Annotated in this window: 11 protein-coding genes and 1 pseudogene; 8 read left to right on the top strand and 4 right to left on the bottom strand. The window is 72.7% G+C overall.

The window, feature by feature from the left end:
• Positions 1-599: 599 nt before the first annotated feature.
• From G3I53_RS01670 to G3I53_RS01695, 6 genes are all read left to right on the top strand, one after another.
• A complete protein-coding gene (locus G3I53_RS01670; protein ID WP_164335010.1) occupies positions 600-965 on the top strand; it encodes an RNHCP domain-containing protein in 366 nt (121 codons plus the stop codon).
• A gap of 26 nt (positions 966-991) precedes the next feature.
• A complete protein-coding gene (locus G3I53_RS01675) occupies positions 992-1,420 on the top strand; it encodes an RNHCP domain-containing protein (protein WP_164335008.1) in 429 nt (142 codons plus the stop codon).
• 447 nt (positions 1,421-1,867) lie between these two features.
• Positions 1,868-2,062 (top strand): hypothetical protein, encoded by a 195-nt coding sequence (locus tag G3I53_RS01680; RefSeq protein ID WP_164335006.1) that lies wholly within the window; start codon positions 1,868-1,870, stop codon positions 2,060-2,062.
• Between the two features lie 199 nt (positions 2,063-2,261).
• Positions 2,262-2,669, top strand: a complete 408-nt coding sequence (locus tag G3I53_RS01685; protein WP_164335005.1) for a YciI family protein — start codon at positions 2,262-2,264, stop codon at positions 2,667-2,669.
• A gap of 15 nt (positions 2,670-2,684) precedes the next feature.
• On the top strand, positions 2,685-3,830 hold the full coding sequence (locus G3I53_RS01690) for a DUF6596 domain-containing protein (RefSeq protein ID WP_164437960.1): 1,146 nt from the start codon (positions 2,685-2,687) through the stop codon (positions 3,828-3,830).
• A 144-nt stretch (positions 3,831-3,974) separates the two neighbouring features.
• Positions 3,975-4,196, top strand: coding sequence for a hypothetical protein (locus tag G3I53_RS01695; RefSeq protein ID WP_164337203.1), 222 nt, complete (start codon positions 3,975-3,977; stop codon positions 4,194-4,196).
• Between the two features lie 916 nt (positions 4,197-5,112).
• On the opposite strand, the gene G3I53_RS01700 is transcribed toward G3I53_RS01695, so the two are convergent.
• Entirely contained in the window at positions 5,113-5,460 is a 348-nt protein-coding gene (locus G3I53_RS01700; RefSeq protein ID WP_164337202.1) for a helix-turn-helix transcriptional regulator, read from the bottom strand.
• Between the two features lie 233 nt (positions 5,461-5,693).
• Here G3I53_RS01700 and G3I53_RS01705 point away from each other — a divergent pair, with 233 nt between their 5' ends.
• Together G3I53_RS01705 and G3I53_RS01710 are read left to right on the top strand one after the other, a co-directional pair.
• Positions 5,694-6,518, top strand: a complete 825-nt coding sequence (locus G3I53_RS01705; RefSeq protein WP_164337201.1) for an SAM-dependent methyltransferase — start codon at positions 5,694-5,696, stop codon at positions 6,516-6,518.
• A gap of 72 nt (positions 6,519-6,590) precedes the next feature.
• Positions 6,591-7,283 (top strand): nucleotidyl transferase AbiEii/AbiGii toxin family protein, encoded by a 693-nt coding sequence (locus G3I53_RS01710; RefSeq protein WP_164337200.1) that lies wholly within the window; start codon positions 6,591-6,593, stop codon positions 7,281-7,283.
• Positions 7,284-7,403: 120 nt separating this feature from the next.
• Here G3I53_RS01710 and G3I53_RS01715 read toward each other — a convergent pair whose 3' ends face one another.
• The 3 genes and pseudogenes from G3I53_RS01715 to G3I53_RS01725 all read right to left on the bottom strand — a co-directional run.
• Complete coding sequence (locus G3I53_RS01715) at positions 7,404-8,753, bottom strand: DUF4407 domain-containing protein (protein WP_164337199.1); 1,350 nt, start codon at positions 8,751-8,753, stop codon at positions 7,404-7,406.
• Complete coding sequence (locus G3I53_RS01720; protein ID WP_164337198.1) at positions 8,743-10,338, bottom strand: hypothetical protein; 1,596 nt, start codon at positions 10,336-10,338, stop codon at positions 8,743-8,745. The genes G3I53_RS01715 and G3I53_RS01720 overlap by 11 nt, the downstream gene beginning before the upstream one ends.
• Positions 10,339-10,343: 5 nt before the next feature.
• Positions 10,344-10,781: pseudogene (locus tag G3I53_RS01725) on the bottom strand (hypothetical protein); the annotation flags it as partial.

Raw genomic sequence — 10,781 nt, forward strand, 5'->3', positions numbered from 1 at the left:
ACCGCCGCGCGACTGCGGCACCTCGCCGGCCTCATCGGGCAGCCGCCGGGCCAGGCCGGCCTGCCGCGGTGACTGCGCGGGGACGGGCCGGCCGCCGCGGTGACTGCGCGGGGATACGTCGGCCACCGCGGCAACCCCCGCAGGACCACGCCGACCGCCGCGGCAACTGCGCAGGACCACCCCGACCACCGCCGCAACCCCGCAGGACCACGCCGACCACCGCCGCAACCCCGCAGGACCACGCCGACCGCCGCGGCGACTGCGCAGGACCACGCCGGCCAACCCCGGATAAATGCGTTGACGTGCGCCGAGGTGCCCTTGTTAGCCTGCGGGTTCTCGCTTCGTTCCGCTTCGCGCGGTGACCCTGAAGGGGTGTTTTATGACCCGGCCCGTGCCGAGTGCGCCTCGCCGCACCGCATAGTCGTCCGGCTGTCCGCCGGCCCTGTGCGGTGGCGCGTCTTCGTGCTCGCTTCCGCGCGCGTCAGCCTTCCCGCACGGCTCCCGTGAGCCGAGCCGTCGTACGCGCGCGGTTCCCCTCGGCGAGGCCGCTCGGCCTGCTCTTGCTGTCGTGACCGATTTTTCAGCAAGGAGCATTCCGGGTGTCCCAGAACAACGCCCACAACACTCTGAGGATCGCCACCTTCGCCTGCGCGTGGTGCGGTCTGACCGTGTCTGTCACCGCGTCCGACGGGCAGCAGCGCAACCACTGTCCGTCCTGCCTGCACTCCCGCCACGTCCTCGACCACGTCGAGGGCGGGCTGAGTGAGTGCCACGGGCGGATGTCCCCGATCGCCATCGCCGTGCTGCGCACCGGCGAATGGCGGGTGGTGCACCGCTGCGTGCGCTGCGACGAGCTGACCTCCAACCCCGTCTGCGCGGACGACAACCAGCTCGTCCTGATGCGCATGGCGGTACGGCCGCTCGCCCAACCGCCGTTCCCGCTCGAAGCGTTCGGCACGCTGTGACGGCGCGGGAAGAGGGACGACGACAGATGCCACGACGTACCCGCTCCGGTGCCGGGGACGGCCGTATGCGACGCGCCCAGCGGCCGAAGCGCGTCCCGCGCGGCCGGGACGGACGGCAGGCGGACGGATTCCGCTGCGCCGGCTGCCGCCTGGAGGTGTCCATGGACGCCCCGGGCACCGCGCACCGCAACCACTGTCCGAGCTGCCTGGTCAGCCTCCACGCCGACCGCAGGGTGCCCGGCGACCGGGCGTCCGACTGCCGCGGCCGGATGGAGGCGCTTGGGGTGTCGACCCGGCCGGACGGTGAGTGGATGCTCATCCACCAGTGCCGGTCCTGCGGCGAGCTCAGCGTCAACCGGATCGCCGGGGACGACAACGCGCTGGCTCTGGTCCGGCTGGCCGTGCGGCCGCTGACGGACAACGGTGTGGCTCATCGGGCACTGCTCACGCTGTGACCGTGAGGGCGGGGGAGGCGGGAACGGCCGTCGGCCGGGCACCCGGCTCCCCCGCCGTGTGCCCCGCTCCTCCCGGCCGACGGGGATCTTGACTACAAGTGATGGAATGCCTTCCGGGTGCAGACCGCGCACTTGGCGCACATTCCTTCATTCCTTGAATGCATAAGCCCGCCATTGTCCATATGACGGTCGGTCAAGGGAAGCCCGCGGCGCAGATCCGCGAAGAACCGTTCCCCCAGAGGAAAGGGCAGTGACACGAGGTTCACGACGTGCTGGTGTGCCTGCCGGTGACACACTGCCGTCAACTGCCTTGTCTCCAGGACTTGTATTCAACTTGCCACCACCCTAACCTCCAGGAAAGGCGAGGGAGCCGTTGTTTCCGTCTGCGCGGCGGGCGGAACAAGTGGGTCCCGATGATCCGATCTCGCGGGAAGGGACACCCGCCTCGTGGACTGGAATTCCGTCACTCTGCTCGCACTGGCCGTCTTCGGCTTTCTGGGACTGTGCGTCATGCTCGCCGTTTCCCTGCTCCGCCAGCTGCCCGAACTGTTCGAGGCCTGGCACAAGGCCAGACGCTCGTGGCGGGAACCGTCCGAACCGCCGGTCTCCCAGCGCTCGGCCCGTCCCGGGGGCGAGGACTGATCCGCCGAGGAGAGGTCTGATCCACCGAGGAAAGGACAGATCTCCCGAGGAGAGGACTGATCCGCCGCCGTGAGGCGCGGGCCGGGAAAGAAAGCGGCCGGAAAAGATGTCCCGCGGCGATGTCGAGAACGCGTGGTCCGCTCCGTCCTCGGGGTGAAGGCGACCCACAATGGGCGTCTGAGGACCGAGGAGACAGATCATGGCCAAGTACCTGCTGCTGAAGCACTACCGCGGTGCCCCGGCCCCGGCCAACGACGTGCCCATGGAGCAGTGGACGCCGGAGGAGATCTCGGCGCACATGCAGTACATGCACGACTTCGCGACCCGGCTGGAGCAGACCGGCGAGTTCGTCGACGCCCAGGCGCTGGCGCCCGAGGGCACCTGGGTCCGGTACGACGGTGAGGGGCGCCCGCCCGTGACCGACGGGCCGTTCGCCGAGACGAAGGACGTCATCGCCGGCTGGATGGTGATCGACGTCGACAGCTACGAGCGCGCCCTCGAACTGGCCGGGGAACTGTCGGCCGCCCCGGGGGCGGGCGGGAAGCCGATCCACGAGTGGCTGGAACTGCGCCCGTTCATGACCGCGCCGCCCACCATCTCGGAGTGACCGGAAGGAGGGGCCATGGACGAGGCCGCGCTCCGGGCCCTCACGCCGGGCGTCCTCGCCGCCCTCGTCCGCCGTGGAGCGGACTTCGCGGCGGCCGAGGACGCCGTGCAGGACGCGCTGGTCGAGGCGGTGCGCGTGTGGCCGGCCGACCCTCCGCGCGAGCCGAAGGGCTGGCTGGTCACGGTGGCCTGGCGGAAGTTCCTCGACGCCGCCCGCGCGGACACCGCCCGCCGGCGGCGCGAGGACCTCGTCGAGGAGGAACCGGCGCCGGGGCCGGTGCCCGCCGCGGACGACACGCTCCAGCTGTACTTCCTGTGCGCCCACCCCTCGCTGACCCCGTCGTCCGCGGTCGCGCTCACCCTGCGGGCCGTGGGCGGGCTCACCACGCGGCAGATCGCCCGGGCCTACCTGGTGCCCGAGGCGACCATGGCGCAGCGGATCAGCCGGGCCAAGCGCACCGTCTCCGGTGTGCGGTTCGACCGGCCCGGCGACGTCGCCACCGTGCTGCGGGTCCTGTACCTGGTGTTCAACGAGGGCTACTCCGGTGACGTCGACCTCGCCGCCGAGGCCATCCGGCTCACCCGGCAGCTCGCGGCCCAGGTCGACCACCCGGAGGTGGCGGGGCTGCTCGCCCTGATGCTGCTGCACCACGCCCGGCGCGCCGCCCGGACCGCGCCCGACGGCGCGCTGGTGCCGCTCGCCGAGCAGGACCGCGGCCGGTGGGACACGCGCATGATCGCGGAGGGTGTCGCGATCCTCCAGGCGGCCCTCGCCCGGGACCGGCTGGGCGAGTTCCAGGCCCAGGCCGCCGTCGCCGCCCTCCACGCGGACGCGCCCCGCGCCGAGGAGACGGACTGGGTGCAGATCGTCGAGTGGTACGACGAGCTCGTACGCCTGACCGACAATCCCGTCGTCCGGCTCAACCGTGCGGTCGCCGTCGGTGAGGCCGACGGACCGCGCGCCGGGCTGGCCGCGCTCGCGGAACTGGACGACTCGCTGCCGCGGCACACCGCCGTGGCGGCGTACCTCCACGAGCGGGACGGCGACCTCGCGCCGGCCGCGCGGCTGTACGCGGAGGCCGCCCGCATGGCGCCCGACCTGGCCGAACGCGACCATCTGACCCGCCGGGCGGCCCTGCTCAACACCCGTCTGCGCCGCTGAGGGCGGGCCCGGCCGGGGCCCGCTCCTCGGCGCCCGTTCCGCCGCCGCGCGGGTCCGTGCCGGGCTCCTTCCGCGCCGCCTGTGACCAACAAGCAACCGGATCGGCCTCACCACGGCGGCATGCCCGGGCGCATACTGGTGACAATGACTAAGCCAGGTGCATCGAAGCGTTATCTGCCCACCAGCCCCTTCAAGGCCCCGGTCGCGCCGCCACCCAAGCACTTCACGGTGGGCGATCAGGTCACACACGACATGTACGGTCTCGGCCGGGTACTCGGCATCGAGGACGGCATCGCGGCGCTCGTGGATTTCGGCTCGCGACAGGAGCGGATCCTCAGCCCGTACAACAAGATGACCAAGCTGTAGCGCGCTGCAGCGACGACGGCCGAGCCGTCACGCCGCGTACCGGGACATCGACGGGCGGCGACACCGCTGTGCCCGGTCACGGCACGCCCAGGCCCTTCGGGGGCCTGTACCGAATGGGAGACCCTTCATCGAATCGACCCTGCTCTTCTCCGATCCGGAGGGGACGCCCAGCAACGCCGTCGGGACCTCACCGGTGCCCGCCACGGACCCCTTCCAGGCCCCGGACCTGACGGACTTCCCGGCGGACTTCCCGGACGAGGAGGAGTTCTCGACCCCTCCGCCGGCGGCCCCGCGCTCCGGCGGACGACCGCGGGGACGGACGGGCCACGGCCGCACCGGTCGCACCGGCGGGAACGGCCGGAACGGCCGGAACGGCTCCTGAAGCCGTCCTCAGCGGCCCCACCGGCCCTACAGGCCCTACAGGCCAGTAGTGGCCCCACGGCCCCACCGGCCCCACAGGCCGTAGTGGCCCCAGCGGCCCCAGCCGCCCCAGCGGCCCGGACGGCGTCGCCGACGGGAACACCCCGGCGACCGGACCCGCCCACCCTTCCCCGTCGGCACCCCGACGGGCTCCCGGCCGGTCGTGTCCGTCGGCCGCCACGCCGACGGACACCCGGCACGGCGGACACCCGCGGCACGGCGGACACCCGGGACGGCGGGCGCGCCGGACGACGGCGCCCGCGCAGGCTCGGGTGAGCGAGCCCGGCCTCCCCCTCGACACGCCCGGAGCCCTCAGCCGCTCCCTTTCTCGCGTACCCGGGTACAGCTTCGCTGCCTCCGTACGGCCGGCGCGGCACGGACCGCACCAGGACGCCCGGAGCCGGGCCCGGGGCCGCCTTGCGTCCGCGGGTGCACCGCGTGGTGCGGCAAGGTGCGGTGCGATGCGGACGCAAGGCGGTGTCGTCCTGCGTCCTCCCTACGCGGCAGTGGTCCGGAGCTGACCCTGACCGTCCGTCACCACGTCACGCGGGCACGCGTGATCGGAGCACAGCGCGTCATGGGCCAGCGCCGACACGATGGCGGCCTGCGTACGCGTCTCCAGGCCGGTCTTCTCCACGATGTGCGCGATGTGTGCCTTCACCGTCCGTTCGGCGATTCCCAACTCCCTTGCCAGCTCTCGGTTCCCCACGCCCGTACCGAGCAGCAGGAGGACTTCCTTCTCCCGCTCGGTCAGGGCCTCCAGCCGTCGCACGCCGAACCCCGGGTCGTGGCCCGGGCTCCGATGCGGGCAGGCCGTACTGTCCTTACCGGACCGTTTGGTCATGGCGGTCCTTCCTGACCCTGCTCCTCCGGCAGACCCCCGTGGCCTGGAAGGGCAGTGATCGGGCTCCAACTTACCCAGCCGCACTGACGTGAGCGCGACACCCGCCCGTCCCGACACACGGCACAGCGACACCCCCGGAACCCGGCGGAGCAGCCGTCAACTGGGGTCCGTGGAAGCCGCTTTGACGTAGGTTGGTCGCACTGTTCACCGCTCAACGCGTAGGAGGCCCAGCCGTGTCGGAGGACATCGCCCAGGACAGTGCCGGTTTCGGGACACGTGCCCGGATCGATACGAGCAGGCCGCACTCGGCCCGCTTCTGGAACTACTTCGTCGGCGGCAAGGACCACTACAAGGTCGACCGGGAGATCGGCGAGCAGATCAAGGACATCTTCCCCGGGCTGGTCGACGTCGCGCACTCCAGCCGTCTCTTCCTCGGGCGAGCCGTCCGCTTCCTGGTCGCCGAGCAGGGGGTGCGGCAGTTCCTGGACATCGGCACGGGCCTGCCGACCGCCAACAACACCCACGAGGTGGCCCAGCGCGCCGCACCCGACGCACGGATCGTCTACGTCGACAACGACCCCATCGTCCTCGCCCACGCCAACGCGCTGCTGACCAGCACGCCCGAGGGGCAGACCGCGTACCTGGACGCCGACCTGTACGACCCGGAGTCCGTCCTGCGGGCCGCCGCGCAGACCCTGGACCTGTCGCAGCCCGTCGGCCTGGTGATCCTCAACACCCTGGGCCACGTCTCCGACTACGAGCAGGCCCGTGATCTCGTCCGCCGCCTCATGGCGGGGCTCCCCTCCGGCAGCCACCTGGTGATCTCCGACAGCACCGCGACCAGCGAGGGCATGATCGCGGCCTCCAACGCCTACAACGCGAGCGGTGCGGTGCCGTACCACGTGCGCAGCGTCGAGGAGATCACCGGGCTGTTCGACGGGCTGGACCTGGTCGAGCCGGGCATCGTGCGGGTGCCGGAGTGGCGGCCCGACGCCGACGCCGGCGAGGAGGAGGACAAGGCGGTCGACGCCTTCTGCGGGGTCGCGCGCAAGGCGTAGCCCGGGACGCCGCGCTCACCCGTCCGCCCCCGTCGTCCGATCCGGCCGGCGGGGGCGGACGATAATCGGGCCATGGCCTCTCCGGTAGTCAGGACGAACCCCGTGCACGAGCGGCTGCGGGCCGACGTCCTGGCGGTCGGGGCGCCGTACGCGCTCGTCCTGGCCGGCGGGGACGCGGTCCGGGCGCACGGCCTGGTGGACCGGCTCACCGGGGGCGTCGACGCGGCCACCGAGCACCCGGCCGGGATGCCGGAGATCGCCGACGCCGTGCGGGACGGGCTGGAGCGGCGCGGCTGGACGGTCACGGTGGCGGAGGCCGATCCCCTCGGCGCCCGGTTGCTGGCCCGGGATCCCGCCTCCGGCACCGAGTGCCGGGCCGACCTGCGCAAAGAGGTCCTGTGGCGGCCGCCCGTGCAGACGGCTGCCGGGCCCACACTGTCCCTGGAGGACCTCGTCGGGACGACGGTCCGGTCACTGGCGGACCGCGGCCTGCCGCGCGACCTCATCGACGTGCACGCCGCCGCCCGGCTGTGGAGCCGTCCGGAGCTGGAGGAACTCGGACGCCGTCACGCCCCCGACACGTTCGACCTCACCGACCTCCAGTCCCGCCTCACCGGCACGGACTGGCTCGACGACGCCGAGTTCCACGCCCACGGCATCGACCCGCCGACGGCCGCCGCGATCCGCCGCTGGGCCCAGGAATGGGCGGACGACACCGCGGAACGCCTGCTGGAGGGCGAGGATCCGCCGGAGGAGACGGAGTGACGTCTCCGGGCGAGCCGGCCGGTCAGCGGCAGGGGCGGGGCGACCGGCCGGGGTGAGGCGCCCCCCGGGTTCGCCCCGGCCCGTCGGGAGTGGGCGGCCCCCGCCCCGGTCTCCGGCGGGTCAGGTGGAGCTGGCTTGCAGGATGGTGGCCATGCGCATCTCCAGTTCCTTTCGTTCCTGGGCGGCGCGTTCTGCCTGGGCGCGTCGGTAGGTGTGTTCGGTGCGGCGCATGCGGTCGGTGGTGTCGTGTTCGACGTGGTGGCGGCGGACCTCGTGTTCCATGCGGGCGCAGGCCTGCTCGACCTGGAGTTCCTCGGTGTGCAGGCGGCGGGTGACGTCGAAGCGGACGCCGAGCACGCGGTCGTACTCGGTCGCGCCGCTCATGAACTTGGCGAGGACGGGGAGGGCGTCCAGGGCCACCAGGAGCAGGTGCAGGACGACGGTGATGAAGAGGGCGAAGCCGTCCGACTCGGCGACCTTGCGCAGGGCGTGGGCGCGGGTGAGGATGCCGTCGGAGTCGAGGTCGGCCGCCCGGGCGGCGGTCTTGGTGTCGATGGCCTTCTGCAGCAGGGGCTGGTAGGCGTCCGCGGCCCGGTTCTTCCTGCCCTCCAGGGTCTGGCCCTTCTCCCGCATCCCGGCGAGCTGCTTCTCGTAGGTGTCGATCTTGCTGGTCCTGCGGTACGACGACGAGTCGTTGCGGGCCCGTTCGCAGGTGATCGTCACGTCCCAGCCGCCGCCGCGGCGGATCCACCGGTCGGGTCCGCACTGGCGCCGCTCGGTGGCCATCTTGGCGTCGAGCTTCTCGTTGATCTCGGTGACCTGGCTCTGCAGGGTCTCCATGGCGGCCTTGTCGGCCTCGATCTGGTTGGTCAGCTCGGCCGGCGAACCGGCCACCTTGAGCTGGTGGCGGCCGCACTCGGGGCGGTGCACGGTGGACGCGCCGTCGGTCGGGTTGCAGGCGACGAGCATGCCCCGGTAGTCGGCGACCTCCTGCTCCCTGCCGACGGCGATCTCCTGGCGGATCTCCTTGTCGAAGATCTGGAAGAGGATCGGCTCGGCGATGAACAGGCCGAGCAGGACGGACAGGACCAGGCGCAGCGTCAGCGACCACTTCTTGACCTTGGTGCCGTGGGTGCTGGACACCAGCCAGCTGTCCATCGCCAGGATGACCCAGAACCAGACGGCCGCGGCCGCCAGCACCGCCACCACCGGCAGGTCCGAGCGGAAGCTGCCCAGTGCGAGGGCCATGGACACGGCGGCGACCAGGGCCGTGTTGAGGACGAGGGCGCCGTACCAGGTGTAGCGGGTGCGTTCCTCCGGGACCCAGTCCAGCAGCGACTCGTCGATGCCGATGAGGCGGCGCAGGCGCGTGCCGGGGCCGGTCGCGCGGGGTGCCGGGCGGGCGGACCCGCGGTCGTCGTGGGAGGGGACGCTGCCGGTGTCCGGGCGCAGGGGCGTGTCAGTGGCCAAGGTTCGCCTCCGCGTCGGTGCCTCCGAGGTCCCAGTCGTCCTGCTCCGGATGCGCGTCGGGGTCGGGGGAGCGGCCGGGGTCGCCGTCCGTGCCGTCCCGGCCGGCGCGGCCGTCGGTCTCGTGGAGCTGGTGGGGGATGCTGCGGGGGGCCGCGCCGGGGATGGGCCGGCCGGCCGCGTCGGGGTCGGGCGCCGTGGGACGGACCTGGTCGTAGGTGATGTCCTGGATGCGGTTGATGTGCGCGCTGGGGTCCGTCAACTGGCCGTCGAACAGGCCGCGGTCGAAGGCCTGCTTGCTCAGGGCGGTCCAGGCGGCCAGGTTCTCCCGGCGCTGTTCCCGGCGCTCCTCGCGCAGCAGCTGCGCGTCCTCGCGTTCCTCCTGACGCCTGTGCCGGCGGTCCTCCAGCTCCAGGTCGAAGCGGCGGTCGTCCTCGTGCTGCCTGGCGGCGGCCGCATCGCGGCGGGCCTGGCGGTCGAGTTCCTTGCGCCGGTCCTTGCGTTCGATGCGCCAGTGCGCCTCCTCCCGGTCGAGGGAGCGCTTCTTGAGCTCGTCCTCGAACCGGGTCCGCCCCCGCCTGTCCTCCAGTTCGTCGCGGCGGTTCTCGGCCTCGCGGAGCCGGTTCGACAGCTCGTCGGCGGTGATGTCACCCTGCCGCCAGGCGTTGAAGTCGGCGAGCAGCGGGTCGTTGCCGATGAGGGTGAAGTCCGACGTGAGTTCGTCGCGGTTGAAGCGGTTGCGTTCGGCGCGCAGGGTGAGGTCGTGCCGCTGGCTGTCGCTCTCGGACTCGCGGGTGAACCGGGCGCGCAGGCTCTCGAACTTCTGCCGGCCGTGCTCCTTCTTCAGTTCCTCGTCCTGCCGGAAGTGTTCCTTGTGCAGGGCGCCGGTGCTGCGCAGTTCCTCGCGCCGCAGCTCCAGTTCGGCCTCCAGCACGGAGCGCCGCAGGTCCGCCTCCTGCTGCATCTCCTCCCTCAGCCGGTCGCGCTCCGCCTGGTGCCGCTCGAGTTCCAGCCGGGCGACGTCCTCGGCGTGTTCGGCCGGGGTGCGGACCTCGACGAGTCCGCAGCGGACCCGCAGGCCGGACAGCGGGGCGGGCCGCATCTCGTGGTACGCGGTCAGGCGGGCGTCGATGCGGTCCCGTACGGTGGCGGACCCGTCGATGGGCAGGTCGTGTCCGTCCTCGGTGAGCCCCGGCACGTCGCGGAGGTGGCCGAGCAGCAGGGCCTCCAGGTCGGTGACGCCGTCCCGGACGACGGCGCAGGCGTCCGTCACCGTGCAGTAGAAGGTGATCCGCAGGGTGAACTCGCCCGCCTCGCGGGACGGGATGCGGGTCTCCACGCCCACCGGCACCTCGATGCGCCGGTCGACGACCGTGACCGAGCCGGCCCGGGTGACGACCGGGTCGTCGGGGCGCAGCATGCCGGGGTCCTCGATGTAGTCGTCGCCCACCCGGTAGACGCGCACCTGGTGGGGTGCGATCCGGGGGATGTCGTTGTCGTCCCGCACGGGGCGCCTGGTGGGCCAGCCGACGCGCTTGTCCGGCCGCCCGTACTCGCGTTGCTCGACGAGGGGATAGTTCTCGGCCATACCTGTCAGTCCTCCGTGCTCAGTACGGCGGTAAGGAACGTGTCGGTGAGGGCGGTCGTGGCCCGGTCGGGGCGCCGCGCGGACAGCCGCAGGGCGCTGGCCAGGTGCGGCCGTTCCAGGGGGCTGAGGGCGCGTCCGACGGAGCGGCCGAACCGTGCGGCCACCGCGTCGGCGTCGGTGCTGACCGCGGTCAGGTCGTGCAGGGTGGCGTGCAGGGTGCGCAGGGCCTCTCCCCGGCGGGGGCGGTTGCCCAGCAGGCCCGCCCACAGCTCGCCGAGCCGGTCGCTCTGCGCGGGGTCCTGCTCCAGCAGGGCGGCGCACACCAGCCGGGAGGTGCTCACGGTGCGGGCGCCGAGGAGGATCCGGACGGTCTCCAGGGTGGTCTCCCGGTGCCGGACGCCGGGGCCCGCGCCGCGGCGGGCCGCCCGCGGTCCGCCCCGGCC

It is taken from the genome of Streptomyces sp. SID14436 (genome assembly GCF_010548465.1).
Taxonomy (GTDB): domain Bacteria; phylum Actinomycetota; class Actinomycetes; order Streptomycetales; family Streptomycetaceae; genus Streptomyces.